Source organism: Amnibacterium flavum (genome assembly GCF_003097495.1).
In the GTDB taxonomy this organism is placed as follows: domain Bacteria; phylum Actinomycetota; class Actinomycetes; order Actinomycetales; family Microbacteriaceae; genus Naasia; species Naasia flava.
In genome coordinates, this window is record NZ_QEOP01000002.1 from 593433 (window position 1) to 616355 (window position 22923).

22 protein-coding genes and 1 tRNA gene are annotated in these 22923 nt (G+C 68.2%); 15 read left to right on the top strand and 8 right to left on the bottom strand.

The genetic code is table 11. The annotated features are described in order from the left end of the window. Nucleotides 1-74: 74 nt before the first annotated feature. Nucleotides 75-641: a peptide deformylase gene (def, locus tag DDQ50_RS10455; protein WP_116756674.1), complete on the bottom strand. Its 567-nt coding sequence runs from the start codon at nucleotides 639-641 to the stop codon at nucleotides 75-77. A 46-nt stretch (nucleotides 642-687) separates the two neighbouring features. Between def and DDQ50_RS10460 the strand changes: the two genes are divergently transcribed. The 5 genes from DDQ50_RS10460 (at nucleotide 688) to DDQ50_RS10480 (ending at nucleotide 3815) form a co-directional block, all read left to right on the top strand. Beyond that, the gene (locus DDQ50_RS10460) at nucleotides 688-1602 is read left to right on the top strand and encodes a DMT family transporter (RefSeq protein ID WP_116756675.1); all 915 of its coding nucleotides are present in this window, start codon (nucleotides 688-690) and stop codon (nucleotides 1600-1602) included. A gap of 154 nt (nucleotides 1603-1756) precedes the next feature. Further along, nucleotides 1757-3001, top strand: coding sequence for a glycosyltransferase (locus DDQ50_RS10465; RefSeq protein WP_377940301.1), 1245 nt, complete (start codon nucleotides 1757-1759; stop codon nucleotides 2999-3001). A 34-nt stretch (nucleotides 3002-3035) separates the two neighbouring features. Then, nucleotides 3036-3248, top strand: a complete 213-nt coding sequence (locus tag DDQ50_RS10470; RefSeq protein ID WP_116756676.1) for a hypothetical protein — start codon at nucleotides 3036-3038, stop codon at nucleotides 3246-3248. An 85-nt stretch (nucleotides 3249-3333) separates the two neighbouring features. Then, a tRNA-Ile gene (locus tag DDQ50_RS10475) sits at nucleotides 3334-3407 on the top strand. Nucleotides 3408-3527: 120 nt separating this feature from the next. Then, nucleotides 3528-3815: a DUF3892 domain-containing protein gene (locus DDQ50_RS10480; protein WP_116756677.1), complete on the top strand. Its 288-nt coding sequence runs from the start codon at nucleotides 3528-3530 to the stop codon at nucleotides 3813-3815. 81 nt (nucleotides 3816-3896) lie between these two features. Here DDQ50_RS10480 and DDQ50_RS10485 read toward each other — a convergent pair whose 3' ends face one another. Beyond that, nucleotides 3897-5018, bottom strand: a complete 1122-nt coding sequence (locus DDQ50_RS10485) for a LacI family DNA-binding transcriptional regulator (RefSeq protein ID WP_116756678.1) — start codon at nucleotides 5016-5018, stop codon at nucleotides 3897-3899. 168 nt (nucleotides 5019-5186) lie between these two features. Here DDQ50_RS10485 and DDQ50_RS10490 point away from each other — a divergent pair, with 168 nt between their 5' ends. Genes DDQ50_RS10490 through DDQ50_RS10510 form a run of 5 tightly spaced genes read left to right on the top strand, consistent with a single transcriptional unit; the run spans nucleotide 5187 to nucleotide 10493 of the window. Then, nucleotides 5187-6536, top strand: a complete 1350-nt coding sequence (locus DDQ50_RS10490) for an ABC transporter substrate-binding protein (protein ID WP_116756679.1) — start codon at nucleotides 5187-5189, stop codon at nucleotides 6534-6536. Next, nucleotides 6533-7504 carry a carbohydrate ABC transporter permease gene (locus DDQ50_RS10495; RefSeq protein WP_116756680.1) on the top strand — a complete coding sequence of 324 codons (972 nt, stop codon included), beginning with the start codon at nucleotides 6533-6535 and terminating at the stop codon, nucleotides 7502-7504. The genes DDQ50_RS10490 and DDQ50_RS10495 overlap by 4 nt, the downstream gene beginning before the upstream one ends. Beyond that, nucleotides 7504-8328, top strand: coding sequence for a carbohydrate ABC transporter permease (locus DDQ50_RS10500; protein WP_116756681.1), 825 nt, complete (start codon nucleotides 7504-7506; stop codon nucleotides 8326-8328). The genes DDQ50_RS10495 and DDQ50_RS10500 overlap by 1 nt, the downstream gene beginning before the upstream one ends. 3 nt (nucleotides 8329-8331) lie before the next feature. Next, nucleotides 8332-9321 carry a glycoside hydrolase family protein gene (locus DDQ50_RS10505; protein WP_116756682.1) on the top strand — a complete coding sequence of 330 codons (990 nt, stop codon included), beginning with the start codon at nucleotides 8332-8334 and terminating at the stop codon, nucleotides 9319-9321. After that, nucleotides 9318-10493: a serine hydrolase domain-containing protein gene (locus DDQ50_RS10510; protein WP_116756683.1), complete on the top strand. Its 1176-nt coding sequence runs from the start codon at nucleotides 9318-9320 to the stop codon at nucleotides 10491-10493. The genes DDQ50_RS10505 and DDQ50_RS10510 overlap by 4 nt, the downstream gene beginning before the upstream one ends. Nucleotides 10494-10572: 79 nt before the next feature. On the opposite strand, the gene DDQ50_RS10515 is transcribed toward DDQ50_RS10510, so the two are convergent. Beyond that, on the bottom strand, nucleotides 10573-11277 hold the full coding sequence (locus DDQ50_RS10515; protein ID WP_116756684.1) for an RraA family protein: 705 nt from the start codon (nucleotides 11275-11277) through the stop codon (nucleotides 10573-10575). Between the two features lie 528 nt (nucleotides 11278-11805). On the opposite strand from DDQ50_RS10515, the gene DDQ50_RS10525 reads away from it, so the two are divergent. The 4 genes from DDQ50_RS10525 (at nucleotide 11806) to DDQ50_RS10540 (ending at nucleotide 17395) form a co-directional block, all read left to right on the top strand. Continuing rightward, nucleotides 11806-12414 (top strand): flavin reductase family protein, encoded by a 609-nt coding sequence (locus tag DDQ50_RS10525; protein ID WP_240614342.1) that lies wholly within the window; start codon nucleotides 11806-11808, stop codon nucleotides 12412-12414. A gap of 16 nt (nucleotides 12415-12430) precedes the next feature. Further along, entirely contained in the window at nucleotides 12431-13264 is an 834-nt protein-coding gene (locus DDQ50_RS10530) for an alpha/beta fold hydrolase (protein WP_116756687.1), read from the top strand. Between the two features lie 85 nt (nucleotides 13265-13349). Continuing rightward, nucleotides 13350-14729: an NAD-dependent succinate-semialdehyde dehydrogenase gene (locus tag DDQ50_RS10535; RefSeq protein WP_116756688.1), complete on the top strand. Its 1380-nt coding sequence runs from the start codon at nucleotides 13350-13352 to the stop codon at nucleotides 14727-14729. 200 nt (nucleotides 14730-14929) lie between these two features. Next, nucleotides 14930-17395, top strand: coding sequence for a transglycosylase domain-containing protein (locus DDQ50_RS10540; protein ID WP_165829781.1), 2466 nt, complete (start codon nucleotides 14930-14932; stop codon nucleotides 17393-17395). A 125-nt stretch (nucleotides 17396-17520) separates the two neighbouring features. Here the strand turns inward: DDQ50_RS10540 and DDQ50_RS10545 are convergent, their stop codons facing one another. Continuing rightward, nucleotides 17521-19038, bottom strand: coding sequence for a sensor histidine kinase (locus tag DDQ50_RS10545; protein ID WP_116756690.1), 1518 nt, complete (start codon nucleotides 19036-19038; stop codon nucleotides 17521-17523). Next, nucleotides 19035-19778 carry a response regulator transcription factor gene (locus DDQ50_RS10550; RefSeq protein WP_276308412.1) on the bottom strand — a complete coding sequence of 248 codons (744 nt, stop codon included), beginning with the start codon at nucleotides 19776-19778 and terminating at the stop codon, nucleotides 19035-19037. Before DDQ50_RS10550 ends, DDQ50_RS10545 begins: the two co-directional genes overlap by 4 nt. A 145-nt stretch (nucleotides 19779-19923) precedes the next feature. Here DDQ50_RS10550 and DDQ50_RS10555 point away from each other — a divergent pair, with 145 nt between their 5' ends. Beyond that, nucleotides 19924-20598, top strand: coding sequence for a GNAT family N-acetyltransferase (locus tag DDQ50_RS10555; RefSeq protein ID WP_116756692.1), 675 nt, complete (start codon nucleotides 19924-19926; stop codon nucleotides 20596-20598). 99 nt (nucleotides 20599-20697) lie between these two features. Here DDQ50_RS10555 and DDQ50_RS10560 read toward each other — a convergent pair whose 3' ends face one another. From DDQ50_RS10560 to DDQ50_RS10570, 3 genes are all read right to left on the bottom strand, one after another. Next, nucleotides 20698-21474: a hypothetical protein gene (locus tag DDQ50_RS10560; protein ID WP_116756693.1), complete on the bottom strand. Its 777-nt coding sequence runs from the start codon at nucleotides 21472-21474 to the stop codon at nucleotides 20698-20700. A gap of 190 nt (nucleotides 21475-21664) precedes the next feature. Next, complete coding sequence (locus DDQ50_RS10565) at nucleotides 21665-22435, bottom strand: SDR family NAD(P)-dependent oxidoreductase (RefSeq protein WP_116756694.1); 771 nt, start codon at nucleotides 22433-22435, stop codon at nucleotides 21665-21667. Nucleotides 22436-22440: 5 nt separating this feature from the next. Continuing rightward, nucleotides 22441-22914, bottom strand: coding sequence for an S-ribosylhomocysteine lyase (locus DDQ50_RS10570; protein ID WP_116756695.1), 474 nt, complete (start codon nucleotides 22912-22914; stop codon nucleotides 22441-22443). Between the last annotated feature and the right edge of the window lie 9 nt (nucleotides 22915-22923).

Genomic DNA, 22923 nt, shown 5'->3' on the forward strand with positions numbered 1-22923 from the left:
CGAGTAGGGCGCAGCGCGTACCGAGACCGGTCGAGTAGGCCGAAGGCGGTGCCGAGACCCGTGAGTCCGCAGGCTCATCCCTCGAGGTGATCGACTCCCGGAAGCCACGACTCTCCGGGAACACCCCACCCGGATTTGCGGATCACCTTGCCCGCGCGCCGCGCGTTGAGGAAGTCGAGCCGGTCGACGTAGAGGACGCCGTCGAGGTGGTCGTTCTCGTGCTGGAAGATCCGTGCGAACCAGCCGACGGCCTCGATCTCGAACGGCTCGCCCTCGAGGTCGACGGCTCGGAGGATGGCGCGGGGCGCGCGCAGCAGCGGGAACCGCTCGCCGGGCACGGAGAGGCAGCCCTCGGAGTCGGCGTCCTCGTCGGCCTCGCCGGTCGGTGTGGGCGACAACCACAGCTCGGGGTTGATCGCGACACCGCGGCGCGGGGTGCCGTCCATGTGCGGATAGTTGTAGACGAAGACGCGCAGCGAGACACCGACCTGCGGTGCGGCCAGCCCGACGCCGGGCGCGGCATCCATGGTGTCGTACATGTCGGCGACGAGCTTGCGCAGGTCGTCGTCGAACACGGTGACGGGGGCGGCGGGTTCGTGCAGCACCGGGTCGCCGGTGATGATGATGGGAAGGATCGCCATAGCGGCCTAAGACTAGCGCCGGGATCGCTGGGATAAAGTCGAGGGCGTGACGCCTGACCTGACCGATCTTTCCGATCAGATCATCAGGCAGTCGACCCAGTGGATCGGCATCCCGATCGCGCTCATCGGTGCCGTGTTCCTCAGTCTCGGTGCGCAGTTCCAGCACCGCGGCGTCGCCAAGGTCGAGGCCAAGCGCGGGGCAGCGGTCGGCGGCCTGTCCGTCCAGGCGATCCTCGCCCTCTTCGGCCGGCCCTCGTGGGTGCTCGGCACCGTCATGCTCGGGCTCGCGATCGTTCTGCAGCTCACGAGCCTCGGCTTCTCACCGCTCATCGTCGTCCAGCCGCTCGGGGCGATCGCGCTGGTCATCACCGCTGTCGTGAACGCGCGGGTCACTCACGTCCCGGTGAACAAGAGGTCGATGCGGGCCATCGCGCTCTGCGTGGGCGGTGTCGCACTGTTCGTGACGGTCGCCGCGACGACCGCGGTCGAGACGACGATCACCGACGGCCACCTGATCACGATCCTGATCATCCTCGCCGTGGTGCTCGCCGCATTCGCTATCGCATTCGTGGTGTTCCGGAAGCGCTTCCGCGCGATCTTCTACATCATCGGCGCCGGCGTGCTGTACGGCTTCGTGGCCACCTTGGCGAAGGTCGTGATCAACCGGGTGGTGCAGGGCGATTTCGAGTGGCTGACGCTGGCCTGCCTCGCCGCCCTCCTTCTCGCGGCCGGCCTCGGCGCGTACTTCGTGCAGACCGCCTATTCGTCGGGCCCGCCCGACCTGGTCATCGCAGGTCTCACCGTCGTCGACCCGATCGTGGCGGTCGGCATCGGCATCATCGTGCTGGGCGAGGCATCGCAGGCGCCCTGGTGGGCGATCCCGGCCTTCATCGTCGCGGGAGTGGTCGCCATCGTGGGTGTGTTCGACCTGGCGAGGAACCACCCGCAGATCACCCGTTGACCGGTCGGTACACCCGCCACGCGGGGCCCGGACGCCGTGTCCTGAGGGCCATGGGTTACCGTGGTTCTCGATAGTCGCCTGTGAAGCGCCTGCCCTGAACGAGGAAATCATCGACGCGCCACTCGATCCGCCGAGCGAGAAGCCAGCTGACAAGCTGACGATCTTGATCACGGCTGACACCTTCCCGCCAGACGTCAACGGTGCTGCGAACTTCACCGAGCGTCTGGCCGGTGGTCTCGCGCGGCGCGGTCACGACGTCCATGTGGTCGCTCAGGCGCACGACAACCGTCAACGGGTCGTCCAGGAGGAGCACTCCGGGGCCTCTTTCGCGGTGCATCGCCTGCACAGCGTCCGCTGGCTGGGGCACGACTGGCTGCGGTTCGTCTATCCGTGGCGGATCAACGCCAACGCGAAGCGCATCCTCGACGAGGTGCAGCCCGATGTCCTGCACATCAACTCCCACCTCATCACCGGTCGCGGGTTCTCCACGGAGGCCCGCAAGCGCGGACTGCGAATCGTAGCCACCAACCACCTCATGCCCGACAACCTGATCGAGCACTCGGGCCTGCCGAAGTTCGTCTGGCCGCTGGCCATCGACCTCAGCTGGCGGGATTCGCGTCGGATCCTGTCGCGTGCCGCCGCCCTCACCACGCCCACGCGGCGTGCCGCCGACTACCTCGAGAAGATGACCGGTCTCACGGGTGTGCACGCGATCTCCTGCGGCATCCGGGCGGCCGACTACACGCCCAGCTTCGAACCGCGGACCGAGAACCGGATCGTCTTCACCGGTCGGGTCACGGGGGAGAAGCAGATCGACAAGCTCCTCGAGGCCATGGCGCGGCTGCCGAAGGATCTCGACGCGAAGCTCGACATCATCGGCGACGGCGACCAGCGCAGGAACCTCGAATCTCTCAGCGGTCGGCTGGGCCTGAAGGACCGCGTCGTATTCCACGGGCGGGTGACCGACGCGAAGCTCCGCCGGCTGCTGTCGGGGGCGACACTGTTCGCGATGCCGTCGACCGCGGAGCTGCAGAGCATCGCGACGATGGAGGCCATGGCGTCCGGGCTTCCCGTGGTCGCCGCCGACGCGATGGCGCTCCCGCACCTCGTGCACGACGGCGAGAACGGCTACCTGTACCCGCCGAACGATGTGCAGGCCCTCGCCGATCGTCTCGAGAAGGTGCTCCGCCTCCCCGAGGACGAGCTCGCTGTCATGAAGAACGCGTCGTTGCGCCTCATCGAACCGCACGACATCGAGACCACCATCGACGTCTTCGAACGCCTCTACCGGGGCGAGAAGATCGACGACCCCGTGACCGAGGTGCCTCCGCTCTCCGCCAAGCTGCGCGAGCAGTTCCGCTCCCTGCGCCGCCGGGCGCGTGAGGCCCTCGACAGCTGACCCCGCTCTGAGGCGATGAGGGAAGAGTGGATGCATGGACCTGATCCTGTTCATCCTGATCTTCCTGATGGTCGCCCTCGCGGCGACCGGGGTGACGCTGGCGGTGGGAGCCGCCCGCCGCCGACGTCTCACGCCTCGCGACGACACGTTGCGTGCCGGATCAGCATCGGAGGACGATCCCGACGCCGCCGCGAGGCGCGCCGAGGGCAGGAACGTCTGGATGCGCCCCGGCGGTGGCGGGCTCTGACCGCTCTCCGTCACGGACAGGCTCCGCCGCCCGGTCGGGCCTGAGCGCTATCGTGTGAGAGTTGCGGCCCCGCGGTGCGCGACTTGGGGCGGTAGCTCAGCTGGTTAGAGCAGTGGACTCATAATCCATCGGTCACGGGTTCAAGTCCCGTCCGCCCTACACAGATCGGAAGCCGTCCGGTGGGCGATCAAGTCCCGGCCGCCTGCGAATCGGCGCCGGACGACCGGCCGGTGAGCAACCGGGCTGCGTGGTTCTCTCCCGAACCCCGAGACTGGTGTCATGGCAATCGAGATCACCCATGTCCGGTACGCGGACCCCGAGCACAAGTCGCACGACACGATCACCCACTTCAAGTGGAAGAACGTCGAGAAGCGGTCGACGGGAGACCGCGAAGCGGAGTCGATGGTGATCTGGCTCGGCTACCCGTCGAACACCGCCTACATCGGCACCGGATCGGACCGCAGATACCTCGCCGTGGTGGAACCCGAGGGTGGCGGTGCCTACATCCGAGCTCACTACGACGACGAGGGCTGGTCGGACGACCTGCTCGAGCTGCCTCAGTTCTAGTAGCGCGCATGGCGCGCGGCCGAGCTTGGCGCCACCCCTGCTGCACGGCAGGCAGACCCCGCGTCGGGGATCGCGAGCGGTTCAGGCGGAGCCGCGCGCACCCGCATCCACCGGGGCCGACCCGGTCCGCGCCTGTCGCTCGTCCAGTCGCTCCTGAGCGCGGCGCGCGCGATCGCTGGTTCGGTCGAGCGTCACGACTGACGCACGTTCGACCACCGGCATTCCGACGAGTCGCTCGACCGCCGTCTCCTGGGAGAGCAGGAGTCTGACCGCCTCCCGTCCCATGGCCTCGTGGGGGAGTCCGATCGTCGTGAGACCCGGGCGGAGGTAGGCGGCCAGCTCGTCATTGTCGAACGAGACGATCGAGATGTCCCGGCCGACGACGATCCCGCGCTCCTGGCACGCCTGGTAGGCACCGAAAGCGAGTCGGTCGTTCATGCACAGCAAAGCGCGAACGTCGTCACGGCGGTCGAGGAGAGAAGCGGTCAGCGCGTAGCCGTTCTCGGGCTCCCAATCCCAGGAGGACTCCTCGGCGATGAAGCCCAAACCGAGCTCGGCCATCTCCGACCTGAGTCCGTGCACCCGTCGCGCGACCGTCGCCGAGCGGAAGAGGTCCCGTTCGACCTCGTCGTTCTGGCCGATGAGCACGATGCCCTCGACATGCCCCGCGGCGGCGAGCAGGTCGACCGCGCTGCGCCCGCCCGTCTCCTCGTCGGGCAGCACGGACACGCCGAAGCCGGCGTTGGTCGCATTGAGCATGACCACCCGGGTCGACTCGGGAAGTGCCGGAACAACCATCTCGCGGGCGCGCATCGTGGCGAACACGATCCCGTCGACCTGGCGATCGAGGACGGCGCCGACGGCCTCCGCCTCGCGAGTCGGGTCGCTGCCGGTCTCGAGCACGAGCATCACGTGGCCCGCGTTCTCGGCCTCCTCCAGGGCGCCCCGGATGAGGCCGCTGGCGAAACGCGTCGTGGCCACGACGTCGGAGATGAATCCGATGGTCAGGGAGCGGTCGGTGCGGAGTGCGCGCGCGCCGATGTTCGGGCGGTACCCGAGCTCCGCGACGGCCTGATGGACCCGGCGGTGCGCGTCGGCGGAGAACCGGGTGTCGGGCTTGCCGTTGAGGATCAGCGAGGCGGTGGTGGGGGATACCCCTGCGAGCTTCGCGACGTCGGCGAGCGTCACTCTGCGTACGGCCACGGCGCCCTCCTCGGCTCGATGGTAACGGTTCCGGCGGTGTCGCCCGCGGCGCACTTGACATGGCGAACCGTAGGGACGACGATATCGGCAACGGGTGGTAAATGCGTTTACCAAGTTGAGATCACCAGCCCGGCAGTCACATTCAGCCCTGACAAAGGAGTCATCATCATGAGAACCAGAGTGCGCGCCGGCCGCGCATTTGCCGCTTCCGCGATCGCCGCTGCGACACTCGTCGCGGTGGCCGGCTGCGCTCCCGGCAGCACCACGGCGGCCCCTGCGCCCGCGGGCGACATCAGCACCGAGGCGCCCACCGAAGAGATCACGATCAAGATCCAGGACGAGACCGGGTTCCCCGTCACGGATGCCCTCTCCGAGGAGTTCACCAAGCAGTACCCGAACGTGAAGTTCGAGGTCGTGCGGGACAGCTTCCAGAACCTGCTCGCCAACACCCCGCGTCTGCTCGCCAGTGCCGACGCCCCCGATCTGATCCGCCAGTCCACGATCGGGACGACGGTCAAGGACGGTCTGCTGACCAACCTCGACCCTTACTTCGACGCGTACGGCTGGGACAAGTTCTCGGCCGGGCAGCTGGCCGGCGGCCGGATCACCGAGGACGGCGTCCGCGGTGAGGGATCGCTGTACCAGTTCGGCATCGGCTTCAGCGTCACCGGCATCTACATGAACAAGGCCATCGCCGAGCAGGTGGGCATCACCGAGGTCCCCGCGACCATCGACGAGCTCGAGGCCGACCTGAAGAAGGCGAAAGACGCGGGAGTGCTCCCGATCCAGACCGGCATGCAGGACGGCGTCGGCACGTTCGTTCTGCAGGCGCTGATCAACCAGTACGGCGACAAGCAGGAGTTCGTCGACTGGATGTTCAACAAGCCGGGCGCGACCATCGAGACCGACGCGGCGCTCGAGGGTGCGACCAAGTTCCAGGACTGGGCGAAGGCGGGCTACCTGCCCTCCGACGTAAACGCCATCAACTACACGACCATGGTGTCGAACTTCACCTCCGGCCAGGGGCTGTTCATGTGGGACGGCAACTGGGACGCGGGCAACGTCGAAACCGCGCTCGGCAAGGGCGGTGCGGAGTTCTTCCTCATGCCTCCCGCGAGCGATGGCGGCAAGTACGTGGCGATGGGCGCCGGTAACACCTTCACCATTCCGGCGAAGTCGAAGAACGCCGACGCGACCGCCTTCTTCCTCAACTGGATCGCCACGAACGACAAGGCGCGGCAGATCGTCGTCGACGTGACCGGTGCCTCGCCCGGTGGCGACCCGGCTCAGGCGGTTCCGACGGTCGAGGAGGGCAGCCTCGTCGCACAGGCCCTCGACAACGCTGCGAAGGTCGCCGCCGATGACGGCTTCACCGACTTCATGGCGAACTCGACGGCGGGCATCTACCAGGGCTCGCTCCAGCCCAACGAGCAGCTCCTGCTGACCGACAAGCTGTCGCCGGCCGACTTCCTCAAGGCCACCCAGGAGTTCTACGAGAAGGATCTCGCTTCCCAGTGAGCGCCGCCAACCGCATCATCCCCGCCGGGGTGGAGGCCGCCGTCTCCGCCCCGGCAGGGCCGGCCCCCGAAGGTGCCCGGCCGCGACGACTCGGCAAGGCCGCCCGGCGCAGCATCCTCGTCGGATGGCTGCTCGTGCTGCCCGCCCTGATCGCCTACCTCGGCTTCGTCGTCTATCCGCTGCTCACCGCCGTGCAGTACTCGTTCTACAAGTGGAACGGGATCGGCGCCTCGACCTTCATCGGCATCGACAACTACGTCGCGATCTTCACCGACCCGACGCTTCTCACCCCGATCCTCAACGCGCTGATCCTCATCTTCTTCTTCACCGTCATCCCGGTGGTCGCGGGTCTCGCGCTCGCGAACCTGCTGCGAACCATGCGGCAGGGGGTCTTCGCGTCCGTCTCCCGCACCATCCTGTTCCTGCCGCAGATCGTGCCGCTCGTCGCGGCGGGTATCGCGTGGTCCTGGATGTACGCGCAGTCGGGAACCATCAACTCGATCCTGAACTCGGTCGGACTCGGCTTCCTGTCCCGCTCCTGGCTCGCCGAGTTCGACACCGCCCTTCCCGCCGTCGGTCTGATCGGCTCGTGGGTGCTGACCGGACTCTGCACCGTGCTGCTCCTCACCGGTATGGGGAAGATCGACCCGTCGCTCTACGAGGCCGTACGCCTCGACGGAGCCACCTGGTTCCGCGAGTTCATCACCGTGACGCTGCCGGGCCTCCGTCAGGAGATCGCAGTACTGACCACGATCACCGTGATCGCAGCGCTGAGCACGTTCGACATCATCTACACGACCACCAAGGGCGGCCCCGGCACCACGACTCTCGTGCCCGGCATCTCGATCTTCCGGCTCGCGTTCGTGCAGAGCCAGGTCGGCCTCGCCTCCGCCTTCGGGGTCGTCCTGCTCGTCTTCGTCCTCCTCGTCGTCCTCCCGGTCCAGCGTCTGTCGAGGGAGAGGGACTGATGATCGTCAACCGCACCGAGCTCGTGGTGGGCAGGATCGTCCTGGTCTTCGTGCTCCTGCTCACGCTGCTCCCGTTCGCGAGCATGCTCACCGCTGCTCTGCAGTCGCCGGACCGCATCCCCAACGGGTTCGCCTGGCCGGACGACCCGCACTGGGAGAACTTCGTCACCGCATTCCAGTTGGGGAATATCGCGACTCTGATGGGCTCGAGCCTGTTCATCGTCGCGTTCGTGGTGCCCATCTCGCTGCTGTTCGCCACCCTCGCCGGTTACGCGCTCGGCAACCTGCGCATCCCGGGCGGTCGTGCGGTCCTCATCGGAATGATCGTCGGCCTCACGATCCCGTTCGAGGCGATCGTCATCCCGCTCTACTACCAGCTCACCGGCTACGGACTCATCAACACCCAGTGGGCGGTCATCCTGCCGCTCATCGGTCTGTACATGCCCTTCAGCGTGTTCTGGATGCGCGCCCACTTCGTCGGGGTCCCGCGGGAGCTCTCGGAGGCGGCGCGCGTCGACGGTGCGAGCATCTGGCAGGAGTTCCGGAGCATCCAGCTGCCGCTCGCGGCCCCCGCTCTGTCCGCGCTCGCGATCCTGCTCTTCCTGTGGACCTGGAACCAGTTCCTGCTTCCGCTCGTCATGATCGACGACCCGAGCAAGCGCACGATGGCGGGAGCGCTCGGTGCGTTCCAGGGGCAGTACATCGACACGCTTCCGCTGCTGTTCGCGGCGTCGCTCATCGTGATGCTGCCGACGGTGATCATCTACGTCATCTTCCAGAGGCAGTTCATCAGGGCGCTTCTCCAAGGTGCCGTGAAGGGCTGATCGATGACGTTCTCGCTGCCCGACTCGTGGGTCTGGGACTTCTGGACCGCGGTCGAGGGTGACACCGTGCACCTCTTCTACCTGCACGCCCCGAAATCGCTCGGTGACCCCGAGCTGCGGCACCGCAACGCGTCGATCGGTCATGCGACATCGACCGACTGGATCGAGTGGACCGATCACGGCCGGGTGCTGGAGCACGGGGCGGCGGGGGAGCCCGATGCGTCCGCCACCTGGACGGGCAGCGTGTTCCGCGATCCGAACGGCGGATGGCGGATGTTCTACACGGGCTCGAGGTTCCTCTCGCCCGATGCCTCGGCGAACGTCGAGACGGTGCTCGCGGCGGTCTCCGAGGACCTGTACGCCTGGCGGAAGGATCCCTCGACGCGGCTGTCCGCCGCCGCGCCCTGGTACGAGACGCTGCCCGACGGCACCTGGCGCGAGGAAGCGTGGCGCGACCCGTGGATCGTCGAGGACCCTGCCGGCGACGGCTGGCACATGCTCATCACGGCGCGGGCTCGGAGCCTCGACCCCGATCTCGATCCCGAGGACCGCGGGGTCATCGCGCATGCGAGGTCACAAGATCTCCTCTCGTGGACCATCGCGCCGCCCCTCAGCGCACCCGGCGCGGGGTTCGCGCACCTCGAGGTCCCTCAACTCGCGGAGGTCGACGGGATGGAGGTTCTGGTCTTCTCCTGCGACTCGACGCACCTCGCGGGTGCGCGTTCGGGTGAACGCGGGGGAATCTGGGCGCTCCCCGTTCCCACCAACGGCCTGTTCGGGGCGACGCCGCTGGATCTCGGCGCCGCGCACCTCATGACGGGCGACGAGCTCTACGCCGGCCGCATCGTCCACACGTCCGACGGCGCGGCACTTCTCGGCTTCGAGAATGTCGGCGAGGACGGCGACTTCGTCGGCAGGCTGTCCGACCCGCTTCCCCTCCGCTGGGATCACGACGGCCGGCTGGTCGCCTCACGACAGGAGTACATCAGGTGACCTCGGCCTCCCCTCTCGCACAGCGGGTTCTCGCACCGGGCTTCGAGCCGGTCGCCCGGGCCTTCGACTCCGCGGTCGCGGACGACAGCGGAACCGGGGCCGCACTGTCCATCTGGCACCGAGGACGGCTCGTCGTCGATCTCGCCGCGGGAACAGCCGATCCGAGAACGGGTCGTGCCTGGACCCTCGACACTCCCAGCGTGATCTTCTCGAGCACCAAGGGCCTCATGTCGATCCTGCTGGCCCGTCTCGTCGAGGAGGGACGGCTCGACTACGACGCCCGTGTCATCGACTACTGGCCCGAATACGGGGCTGCGGGCAAGGCGGCCACCCGGGTCAGCGAGGCGATCTCGCACCGGGCGGGACTCTCGGCTCCCCGAACCGATTGGACGCTGGCCGACCTGCTGACGTGGGACCGAGCCACGGCCTCGCTGGCCGAGCAGGAGCCCCTCTTCGAGCCGGGTACCGCGTGGGCCTATCACGCCATCACGCACGGGTGGCTCACTGGTGAACTCGTGCGTCGGGTCACAGGAAAGATGCCGGGGGAGTACTTCCAGGAGCTGATCGCCGATCCCCTCGATGTCGAGGCCTGGATCGGCATCCCGGAGCAGGTGAGAGAGCGAGTGGCGGTCATGACCGTGGGCTCCACCCTTCACGACCTCACCGTTCGGCAGACGGCGGACCTCGCGGACGGTGTCGGAGTCTGGCCGTATCGCGCGCTCACACTCGGCGGTGCGCTCCCGATCGAGCTCGTCGGCGACGACGAGGGCTTCAACCGGGCCGACGTGCAGGAAGCGCAGGTCCCGGGTGCCGGAGGCATCAGCACCGCTCGCGGACTCGCCAAGATCTGGTCGGCGGTCGTCACCGAGACGGACGGGATTCGTCTACTCCGCGACGAGACGATCGAGCTATCGACGCGGGTGCAATCAGAGGGTGTCCCGTTCTTCGAGTCGCCGGCACCCTGGCCTCGTTGGGGAATGGGATTCCAGCTCGACTCCGAAGCGCGACGCTATCTCGGCCCATCCAGCCTCGGCCACGACGGTGCGGGAGGTCAGGTCGCGTTCGGCGATGCCGAATCGGAGATCGGCTTCGCCTTCCTCACGAACCGGATGGAGGCCGTCGACCCGCGGGCCACCTCGATCGTCGCTGCCCTGAAGGACGTCCTGGACTGACCCGGAAGGCGGCAGGCGACCCGTCAGCCATCGAGATCAGCTCGGGTCGGCGGGTCGGCGATGCCGGCCGGACGTCCGCTCACTCCTCGACCGCGCCGCCGATCGCTCGGAGGTGCTCGCGAAACGTTCGCCCCGCGGAGGCGCGTTGCCGCAGATACTCGGCGAACTGCGCCTGATCGCGAAGGCTCGTGCCGAGTCGCATCGCCGCCGCCTGACGACGTTCGGTCTCACGGATCACGGTCGCGGCTTCCGCCAGCTCGGCCGCGCGGTCGAGCGGAAGGAAGAGAACCCCGTCATCGTCGGCGAGTACGAAATCGTCCCCGGTGACCGTGACATCACCGACGCGCGCCCACTCGAGTGCGTCGGGATCCTGGGCATCCAGTCTGCGCGGCCCGAACGGGAGGGCGCCGCGACTGAAAAGGGGGAGCGCGATGTCGCGGAGTTCGGGGGAGTCGCGGTGGAGACCCCAGATGACGATGCCGGCGAGTCCTGCCTTGGCGGTCTCCAACGCCATCAGGTCACCGACGCACGCCTCGTCCTCGCGGCCGGCGTTGTCGACCACGAGCACATCTCCGGGGTGCGCGGACTCGAGCGCCTCGAGGAAGACGTCGACGCTTCCGTAGTGCCGGGCAGGTCGAGCGCGACCGACGATGTGCACGGCGCCCCACAGGGGCCGGATCGAGGCGGGTGCGTACCGGGCCTCGAGACCGAGACGCACCACGGCGTCCGCGACATGCGGAGTCGTCAGAGCGAGGAAGTTCCTCTGCAGATCGAGCGGGAGCATACGGGAAGTCTGCCTGCTCACCGCACGAGGCGGGAAGGCGCAAATGCGTCGGCGCGGCAGGTGACAACGAGACGGAAGGGGCGAGCCCGGTGCGCGTCTCCGATCCACCACGTGCAGGAGTTCGCGTTCTCCTCCGTCGTCGCATCCAACCTGACCGGCCGCCGGTTCTTCGCGGTCGATGCCCCGAGCGGGGGTGCGCGCGCCTCGTCGGCGCGCCGCCCGGTGCGCGTTTTTTACCTACAGAGGGACGGCATCTACAAGGGCTGGAGTTGCTGCGGTGGGAGCCTGAAGCAGTAAGACCTCCCCACAACAAAGGTGTTGAAGACTATGCCCCGACCATCCACTCCCAAGATCTCGTTCGGAAGCTGGGCATTCTCCTTCGGACCCTTCGCCGACGACCCGTGGTCGTTGGAGAGGCTGTGCGGGTACGCCGCCGACAGCGGGTCGCTGCTGGTTCGTCGTCACACTTCGACTCCCGATTTGCGCTGACGGCGCGCATTGGCGATGGTCGATGCAGGAGGAATCACAGTGACCGGATTCGAACCGCTTGCGGTGCAGAGCGACGACGCGGACAACGACGCGGTCCAGACCGGGGACGACGAGGCGGAGGGTGCCGTCCGCCACGCGTTCCCCGGCCTCACCGCGGAGGAGTTCAAACTCGCCTTCCGCAACCACCCGGCAGGTGTCGCAGTCATCACGGCCGACGCCGGAGACGGTCCTGTCGGCCTGACCGCCACCTCGGTGTTCTCGGTCAGCGCCGAACCGCCGCTTCTCGTCTTCTCGCTGTCGTCGACGTCGTCGAGTGCCCCGACGATCCGCAAGGCGTCCACGCTCGTCGTCCACCTGCTGACCTCCGATCAGGTCGACGCCGCCAAGCTGTTCGCTACCAGCGGCGTGGATCGATTCGCCGACGCCTCCACCTGGAGCCGACTGCCCACGGGCGAGCCCTACCTGGTGGGTGCTCCCGTCTGGCTGCGCGGCGCCGTGATCGACCGCATGGAGGCGGGCGGGTCGACTGTCGTCGCCGTGCACGCCCTCGAGTCCTCGGTGTCGCATCAGGGAGCCGAGCCCAACCCGCTCGTCTACCACAACCGCACCTGGCACCACCTCGGCGACCACTCCCGCCTCGACCACTGAGCGACCACTCGGGTCCGTGCCATCCCTAGAGAGATCCTTCTTCCGCGCTCGAGACGGCGTCGACCTCTCGTATCTCTCCTCGGCCGGCGGAGAGCGGACGGCGCTCTTCCTGCACGGCCTCGCCGGCAGTGCTGGCGAGTTCGTCGAAACCGCCCGAGTCCTTCCCGAGCTGCGGACCGTGATCCTCGATCTGCGCGGACACGGACACAGCTCGCGTCGGCCGGATGACGTGTCACGGGAAGTATTCGTCACCGATGTCGTGGATGCGATCGAGTCGCTCGGCCTCGGGCCCGTGATCCTCATCGGTCAGTCGATGGGGGCTCACACCGCCATGCTCGTCGCCGCGACCCGCCCCGACCTCGTCGAGCGGCTGATACTCCTGGAAGCGACGGCGGGAGGAAGTGCTGCCGCCGATCGTGCCGATGTGGCCGCGTTCTTCCGGTCCTGGCCGGTGCCGTTCGCCGACGCGGCCTCAGCGCTCGCATTCCTCGGGGAGGGCCCGCTCTCGCGTGCGTGGGTGGCGGATCTCGAACGCGGGGCGGATGGGCTCCGTCCGCGCTTCGACGTCGATGTGATCGCGGCCATCCTGGACGGTCTGGCGGAGCCCCGCTGGAGGGAGTGGGAGAGTATCGAAGTGCCGTCCCTCGTCGTGTTCGGCGAGAACGGCATGTTCACGGAACAGCAGAAGCGCGAGTTTGTGGAGCGCGGGAAGAACGCCCAGCGGGTCGACTTGGTCGCCGCCGGTCACGATGCGCACCTGGACTCGTTCGAGGCCTGGATCGAAGCGATCCGGGACTTCGTCGACCCCGTCCGAGCCGATACGAAGGCCATCGCTCCGGGCGACGACTGATTCCATCGCCCATGTCTGCCGATGCAACGGATCGAGTAGATTTCGGGGAAGCGGATCGGAACGCGTGACCAACCTAGGAGCAGCAATGAGCCACTACGCCGTCATCAACCCCGCAACGGGCGAGACGCTGAGCGAGTATCCCGACATCACCGACGGCGAGCTCGAGACCGCCATCGAATCGGCGTACGAGGCGTACACGGACTGGTCGCGCGTCGTGCCGGTCGCCGATCGTGCGGCACTGATCGCTCGGGTGGCCGAACTGCACAACGAGCGCCGGGAGGCTCTCGCCGAGATCATCGTCAGGGAGATGGGCAAGCCCGTCGATCAGGCGCTCGGCGAGGTCGACTTCGCCGTCGCGATCTACCAGTACTACGCCGACAACGGCGCCGCGTTCCTCGCCGACGAGAAGATCGAACTGTCCGAGGGCGACGGTTCCGCGTTCGTGCGCCGTTCGGGCCTCGGCGTTCTGCTCGGCATCATGCCGTGGAACTTCCCCTACTACCAGGTTGCCCGCTTCGCCGGACCGAACATCGTCGCAGGCAACACCATCCTGCTGAAGCACGCCCCCCAGTGCCCCGAGTCCGCCGCCGCCATCGCTCAGATCTTCGACGACGCGGAAGCCGAACTCGGCGCCCACGACAGCGTCTACGTCAACATCTACGCCTCCAACGAGCAGGCCGCGACGATCGTCGCCGACCGGCGTGTCCAGGGAGTGTCGGTGACCGGATCGGAGCGCGCCGGCGCCGCCGTCGCCGAACTCGCGGGCAAGAACCTCAAGAAGGTCGTTCTCGAGCTCGGCGGTTCCGACCCGTTCATCCTGCTCTCGACCGACGACCTCGACGCGGCGGTTCAGGATGCCGTGAACGCCCGCCTCGACAACAACGGCCAGTCCTGCAACGCGGCCAAGCGCTTCATCGTGATCGACGACCTCTACGAGCAGTTCGCCGAGAAGTTCACCGCTCTCTTCACCGCCGCGCAGCCTGCGGACCCGTTCGCCGAGGGGACGGTTCTCGGCCCCCTGTCGTCGGCGGCGGCGACCGAGCGGCTGGAGGAGCAGCTCGGCCGAGCCGTCTCGCAAGGCGCCACCGTCCTCGCGAGCGGGACTCCGTCGGGCAACTTCTTCCCTCCTGCTGTCCTCGCCGACGTCACCGCCGACATGGACGCCTACCGCGAGGAGTTCTTCGGACCGGTCGCCGCGCTCTACCGCGTCTCGTCCGAGGCCGAGGCCGTGAAGCTCGCCAACGACACCCCCTTCGGACTGGGGTCCTACGTCTACACGACCGATGACGAGCAGGCGCTGCGCATCGCCGACGCCATCGACGCCGGAATGGTGTGGATCAACATCGTGCTCGGCGACGCGGCGGAACTGCCCTTCGGCGGGGTGAAGAGATCCGGATCGGGTCGCGAGATGGGTCGCTTCGCCATGGAGGAGTTCGTTAACAAGAAGCTCATCCGCATCGCCTAGGCCCTGCGGCCGGCCGCCGGGAACGAGGACGGTGCCGAGGCGATGACCCTCCGGCGCGCCTAGCAGAAGACGGACCGGGAGAGGTCGGTTCCCGGCTGTGCACCGGGTCCGAGTTCATGTGCACCCTCTTTGCATCCGGGCGGAATCGGGCACCCCCTCGAGCTGCCCTGCCTACCGTGTGGGAGGAAGGGAGCACACCTGTGCCTGTTTCGTCCATCGGTGGCAGACTCGGCGGCCTGCTCGGCTTCGTCGGCATGAGCGTTGCGGCCGGTGTGCTCGCCACCGTCGCCGTCACGCCCGCGATCGCCCTGTCGGGTGTCGCCGCGAGCAGCACCATCGGCATCTTCGAGGACCTTCCCGACTACCTCGAGATCCAGCCCCTGTCGCAGCGGACCAACGTCTACGCGACCAACCCCGATGGGTCCACCCACCTCCTCGCCTACTTCTACAACCAGAACCGGATCGAGGTCGGGCCCGACCAGGTGAACGGCTTCGTCAAGAACGCGGCGGTCGCCGGGGAGGACCCGCGCTACTACGACCACGGCGGAGTCGACCTCCAGGGCACCGTCCGCGCGATCGTGAACACCTACATCCTCGGCGGATCCGTGCAGGGCGGGTCGAGCATCACGCAGCAGTACGTGAAGAACGTCAACATCCAGAACGCGATCCGCAACCTCACCGATCAGGCCGAGATCACGGCGGCGTACGAGCAGGCGACCGCGACGACGGAATCCCGCAAGGTGCAGGAGATGAAGTACGCCATCGGGCTCGAGAAGCGGTACACCAAGGACGAGGTGCTGATGGGGTACCTCAACATCGCCGGATTCGGTGGCAACGTCTACGGAATCGAAGCCGCCGCCAACTACTACTTCGGCACCACCGCCGCCGACGCCTCCCTGCCGCAGGCGGCGAGCCTCCTCGCGATCGTGAACAATCCGGAGCGCTTCCGTCTCGACAGGCCCGACGACCCCGACAACGGGACCGCGAACGCCTACGCCGCCAACCAGGCGCGCCGCGACTACATCCTCGGCAGCATGCTCGCCGAGCGGATGATCACGCAGCAGGAGTACGACGACGCGATCGCCGCACCCGTCGAACCGAACATCGTCCAGCCGACGGCAGGATGCGGGTACGCCGGGCAGGCTGGATTCTTCTGCGACTACGTCCGCCGAGCGTTCACCACCGACGACTTCTTCGGCGCCACCGACGACGAGCGTCTGAGTGCGCTGCTGACCTCGGGCTACGACGTCTACACCACGCTCGACATGGAGCTGCAGAGCGTCGCCGAGCGGGCGATCAACGACAACGTGCCGATGACCCTCGCCGACTTCGACATCGGGGCGAGCGTCGTGACCGTCGAGCCGGGCACCGGGAAGATCCGGGCCATGGCGCAGAACAAGATCTACTCCGAAGACCCCGAGGTGCTGGCCGCGGACGGCCGCTACACCGCCGTGAACTACAACGCCGATTACCCGATGGGCGGGTCCCGGGGGTTCCAGCCGGGCTCGACCTACAAGATCTTCACGCTGCTCGAATGGCTGAAGGAGGGGCACAGTCTCGGCGAGACGGTGGACGGCAGGGTCCGCGACTGGCAGGGCTCGACCTGGAGGGACTCGTGCGTCGACGGCGGGTCGATCACCGTGGGGGAGTCGTACCGTCCGCGCAACGACGAGGGCGACAGCCCCAACTCGATCAGCGCCCTGCAGAGCACGGTGACGTCGAAGAACACGGGCTTCCTCGCCATGGCGAACCAGCTCGACCTCTGCGGCATCCGGGATACCGCGGCGTCGATGGGGGTCCACCGTGCCGACACCGGAGCGGTCGTCGACGCTGCCACCGGTGAGGTCGGCACCGGCGAACTCCTCAAGAACCCGGCGGACACGCTCGGTACCAACGAGGTCGCCCCGCTGCAGATGGCGGGCGCCTTCGCGACGATCGCCGCGAACGGCGTGTACTGCGAACCCGTCGCCATCGAGCGGATCGTCGCGAGCGACGGAACCGAGGTCGCGGTCCCGCCCAGCGAGTGCTCGCAGGTGCTCGACCCGGCCGTGGCCTCGACGGCGGCGTTCGCGTTGCAGAGCGCTTTCGAGAGCGGCACCGGCGCCAGCTCGAGTTCACGGCTCAGCCCCTCGGCTCCGACCTTCGGCAAGACGGGGACGACCGACGACGCGTACGCGACCTGGATGAGCGGCGCAACGACCAAGGCGGCGACCGTGAGCGGCGTCTACAACGTCACCGGCTTCGTGAACCAGCGCGAGTACCGGCTCGGCGGAGAACAGGTGGCGGTCAAGCGGCACCGCATCTTCCCGGCCGTGATGTCCGTCGCGAACGCCAAGTGGGGCGGCGACGCGCTTCCCGAGCCGTCGCAAGCCCTGGTGCGGGGCAGACAGGTCACGGTTCCCGATACGACCGGACTGACCCTCGACGTCGCCACCTCGGTTCTGGTCGGCGCCGGTTTCACAGTCAGAGACGGTGGGGCTCGCGACTCGGGTCTCCCGGCCGGCACGGTCGTCGCGACCGAACCGGGCGGCGGGGCGAGTCCCGGCGCGGAGATCACCGTCTACACCTCGAACGGTTCCCAGAGTGCGCCGGCGCCCGGGCAGGGACAGGGCCAGGGGCAGGGCGGGCAGACCGGCGACGGCGGTGGACCCGGCGACTCCGACTAGCCGGCCGGACGACGAGCCGGCGAACGCAGCAGCGGGGCGATCCTTCGCTCGCCTGAGAGACGCGGCGCCGGGCTAATCGGTCGCCGTGCCGGCCGGGCACCGGGAGTTCGGAGACTCGGAGCGGCTCAGCGCCCGATCGATACCGGGGGAGTCGAATCCTGGGAACCGGAGGAATCCGTGCTCTGCTCCGTGCGCGGCAGCTCGAGGGGCAGCGGCAGTCGCACGGTGAACACGGTGCCGTCGCCGCTGCTCGCCACCTCGATGGTGCCCTCGTGAGCCTCGACGATCGACGCGACGATCGCCAGCCCCAGGCCGGTGCTGCCGGCATCGCGGGTGCGAGCGAGGTCGGCGCGGCTGAATCTCTGGAAGAGATCGGGGAGCACCTCGGGATCGATGCCCGGACCGTCGTCCCGCACGGAGATCTCGGCCGAGCCGTCGATGCGGCTCAACCCCGTCGTCACCGAGCTGCCCGACGGTGTGTGGATCGCCGCGTTGGACAGGAGGTTGGCGATCAGCTGATGCACCCGCTCCGGATCGCCGACGATCGTCACCGGTTCGGTCCCGACCTCGGTCGTCCAGGTGTGGTCCTGGTGCGCCACCCGGGCGTCGGCGACGACGTCGAGGACGACCTCGCGCAGGTCCAGCTCGGACAGATGGAGATCCTGCCCCTCGTCGAGTCGGGCGAGGAGGAGGAGGTCGGCGACGAGCGCTGACATCCGCCGCGACTCTGACTCGATTCGAGCCAACGCGTACTCCGTCATCTCGGGCAGCTGCTCGCTCTCCTGACGGGTCAGCTCCGCGTAGCCGAGGATCGCGGCGAGCGGTGTGCGAAGTTCGTGACTGGCATCGGTGATGAATCGACGCATGCGGCTGTCGGTCTGTGCGCGGACCGCGAGGGCGTCGTCCACGTGGTGCAGCAGCTTGTCGAGTGCCCCGCCGACCTGGCCGATCTCGGTCCGGGCATCGGTATCGGCGATCACGACGCTCTTGCGGATCGCGACCTCGCCGCGGTCCAGCGGGATGCGCGTGACCTCGGCTGCGGAGTCGACGATGCGGTCGAGGGGGCGCAGGCTCCGACGCACGATGAGAACGGTGCCCACGGCGGCGATCACGACCGCCAGCAGGGCGATCACGAACAGCGAGAGGGCCTGCTGCATGACCGCCTTCTGCTGGACAGCCAGCGAGACGCCCGCGAACAGCACGTCTCCCGAGCGGGTCGTCACGCTGTCCACGCGGTAGTCGCCCATGCCCTCCAACGACACGGTGCGGATCCCTCCGTCCGGCGAGGCCGCTTCGAACTGGGCGAGGACGGGCGCGGAGAGCCGAACGGGGTCGCCGGAGGAGAACGACGCCGAGTCGAGCACCTCGCCGTCGCGGACCAGCGCGATGATCGAGCCGGGTGCCTGCCCGCCGAAGTCGACCAACGGCTTCTTGAGATCGCCCGAGCTGTCGGTGATCTTGGCGGCCGTGTGCTCGAAGCCCTGCAGCGATGCGGTCAGCTGATTGTCGGAGACCTCGGCGGTCGTCGTGGTGACCGTGATCAGGCTGAGCGCCCCGACCGCGACGAGGACGATCGAGAGGTACCCGACGACACCCCACATGATGCGTCGGCGGAGGGTCCAGGGGCGTTTCGTCGCGCTCATTCCGGCCCCCTCAGCACATAGCCGACACCTCGCACCGTGTGGATCATCGTGCTGCGGTCGCCGTCCAGCTTCTTGCGGAGGTAGGACACGTACAGGTCGACGATGTTGACGCGGCCGGCGAAGTCGTAGTTCCACACCCGGTCGAGGATCTGGGCCCGGGTGAGCACCCGGCGGGGATTGCGCATGAAATAGCGCAGCAGCTCGAACTCCGTCGTCGTGAGTGCGATCTCCTCGCCGGCACGCCGCACCTCGTAGCTGCTCTCGTCGAGGGTCAGATCCCCGACGACGAGCACGTGATCCTCTTCGAGGACTCCCTCCGCGGTTCGCCGGAGGAGGCCGCGCAACCGGGCGACGAGCTCCTCCAGACTGAACGGCTTCGTCATGTAGTCGTCGCCGCCGGCGGTGAGACCGATGATGCGGTCGTCGATCGAGTCCTTGGCGGTGAGGAACAGTGTCGGCGTCGAACGACCCAGGGCGCGCATGCCGGAGAGGACGGACAGCCCGTCGAGGTCGGGGAGCATGATGTCGAGCACGACGACGTCGGGACGATTGGCCTTGTAGGCCTCGATCGCCGAGCGTCCGGTGGCGGCGACCTCGACGCTCCAGCCCTCGTAGCCGAGCGCCAGCTTGACCAGATCGGTCAGCACCTGCTCGTCATCGACGAGCAGAACGCGGATGGGGCTGCCGTCGCTCCGGTACATGCGGGGGAGCTGGGCGAGGACCGCCCGCCTCCGCTCCATGGTCGAAGCGCGCTGCTTGTGCTCTGGTGCCGACACCCGCCAACTTTAGCTTTCGAGGTGGATACGGCCGTCGGCGCGATCCGCTTCACAGAAAGCGCACACAATGGCACAGGCCGCGCCTGACTGGCCTCCCTAACTTTGCTGCATGACCTCTGCACGCCCTGCGCTCCTCGGCGGCCCGGAACTCGGTCTCGCGCTCCGCGGGCTGGCCCGCCGCCTGGGCGCGAGGCGTCCCCGTTTCCTCCGCGGCGAACGGGTGGAGCGCCCCCTCGTGGCACGGCGGGTGCGGACCGAGCGTCTCGTCCTGCGTCGGCATCGCATGTCGGACGCCGCCGACTGGTACGCCATCCAGTCCTGCGAGAGCGTGATCCGCGGGCTGCGCTGGCCGGTGCGCGACGCCCGGCAGTCCCGGCAGCACCTGCGCGACCGCACGCGCCACCATGTGCTCGCTCAAGCCGACGACTTCCTCGCCTACGCCGTCGACTTCGAAGGCGTCCTGATCGGCGATGTCTTGCTTCACCTCCGGGACGTCAATCGTGCGACCCGGTCCGCGGAGATCGGCTGGGTTCTGAACCCCGACTACACCGGGCAGGGGTTCGCGGCCGAAGCGGCTCAGGCGGCGCTCGGTCTCGCCTTCCGTCGGCTCGGTGCGACGGTGGTGTTCGCGGAGATCGAACCGACGAACGTCCGGTCCCAGGGCTTGGCCAAGCGGCTCGGGTTCGAGCAGCGCACGCCCACTCGTCACGCCCTCGTGCGAGAGGCGTGGGAGCGCGGAGCCGCCGAGCGGCGACGTCCCCAGCGGGTCATCGCCGAAGGCTGAGCGCAACCGGGTGATCCGTCGAACTCGGGGAACCCCGTAGCGCTGCGGTTGCCTCGGCGCGAGAGCGGGGATCTCCGCGTCGGGATCGCGATCTCGATGTCAGTGGCGGGGCGTCTCGGAGCCCGCCGCCTTCGGGACGGCGTGATCGTGCGAGGCCGGACCGCCCGCAGGGGCGCCGGATCGCGGGGCCCCGTGCTGTGCGCCGCGCACCGTGGTGATCCCGACGCAGAAGACCCAGACGAGCCACGGGAAGATGGCGAAGATCGCGTTCCCCGCGCCGCCCGAAGCCAGGAAGCTGTTCGGCGACGTGCCGGTGAACCCGAAGGGCGCCCAGATCAGATTCGACACGGCGGTCACGGCGGCGAGGATTCCGGTCCAGCGCGGCACGGCTCCGGACAGGAACGTCAGGTACGCCGATGTCCCCGAGACGAGCGCGAGGAGCACGGCTCCGGTCGAACCGAACATGATCGCGTGCCCCTCGATGAGCGTGCGGATCGCCGATGCGTCGGGCTCGAGACCGATGACATCGAGTGCGGCCCCGCCGTCCATCGCGTCGCCGACGAGGGTGACGGCGATGAAGACGAGTCCGGCGCCGAACGCGAGGTCGGCGAGCCATTCGACGTCGGGTCGGGCCTTGTTGACGAGCTGGCGGAAGCTCGCGAGGAACACGATGAGGAACGCCATCACGAACGTGTCGGCGAGGATGACGATGAAGGTCTGAGTGCTCGACGCCTGCGCGTAGGCGATCAGCGCCTCGCTGTCGTCGAGCTGGGGGCGGTCGGGCATGAGCAGCTTGGTGATCGCCTCGATGCCGAGGAACACGGCGACGGCGAGGGCGGAGAGTCCTGTCCAGCGGCGGACATCCGGTGTTCTCATGCGTCGATCTAAGCGGACGGCGCCCCTGCACCTGCGCTCTTCCGGCCGCGACGCGCCGCCCCGCCGTCGGGCGGGAGATCCCAGGCTCCGACGCGCAAGGACCCTCTTGCTCAGCAGGTGGAAACGTGTCCAGCAGGTGGAATGGGCTCGTTTCTTCCTACCTACGGGTTTTCCGCCTGCTGAGGGAAGGTCAGTGCATGGTCATCCCGCCGGTGACGTTGATGCCCTGGCCCGTCATGTAGGAGGCGAGGTCGCTCGCGAGGAAGAGGGCGACACCCGCGACATCCGCGGGCTGGCCGGTGCGGCCGAGCGGCACCTGCGATCGGTCCTCCGCGGCGATGTCCTCGGCAGTGAGGCCTCTCAGCGCTCCACCCTGGATGCGCTCGCGGTGCTTCATCGGCGTCTCGATGATGCCGGGGCAGATCGCGTTCACCGTGATCCCGCGGGGTGCGAGCTCGACCGCCATCGTCTTCGTCAGCCCCAGGACGGCGTGCTTCGACGCCACGTAGGCGGCCATGCCTCGATAGCCGTTCTTGCCGGCCTGCGACGCGATGAAGATGACCCGGCCCGGACGTTCCGCCGCGACCAGTCCTCGCGCGACGTGCTTCGCGACGAAGAACGAACCTTTCGCGTTGACGTCGGAGTTGCGCTGCCAATCGGCGGCGGTCGTGTCGATCGCGAAGTCCATCGTCGAGATCCCGGCCGCGCACACCACCGTGTCGATCAGACCGATGCGGGTGCCGACATCCGCCACGAGCGAGGCGACGGCGTCCTCGTCGGCGACGTCGAGCCGGGCGGTCCACACGCCGTCACGCGACGAGGGCTCGAGAGCGCCGGGGTGGCTCAGGTCGGCGCTGACGACGATCGCGCCCTCGCCGGCGAACGCCGATGCGACGGCCGCACCGATTCCGCTCGCACCGCCCGTGACGAGGACGACGCGGCGTTCGAGTTCGGTGAACACGCCGCTCAGACGCCGACGCGCTCGAACGCGTTGAGGCTGATGCCCTGGTCGACGATGAGCTTCGCCCACTCCCGGGCGCTGTGCAGGCTGTGGTCGCGGTAGTTGCCGCACTCGATCGCCGAGACGCCGGGAACATCGGCCTCGGTGGTCTCGGTCGCGATGGTCACGAGACCGGCGCGCACCGCGTCCACGACCTGTTCGATCGACGGCTCGCCCCACACGATCAGGTGGAATCCGGTGCGGCAGCCGAACGGCGAGATGTCGATGACGCCGTCCAGGTGGTCGCGGATCAGGCTCGCGAGCGCGTGCTCGAGCGTGTGCAGACCCGCGGTCGGGATCTCACCCTCGTTGGGCTGCACGAAGCGCAGGTCGAAGTTCGAGATGACGTCGCCATTCGGGCCCTTCTCGCTGGCGATGAGGCGCACGTACGGCGCCTTCACGATCGTGTGATCCAGGGTGAAGCTCTCGACATCAGCCATGGGGTGTCC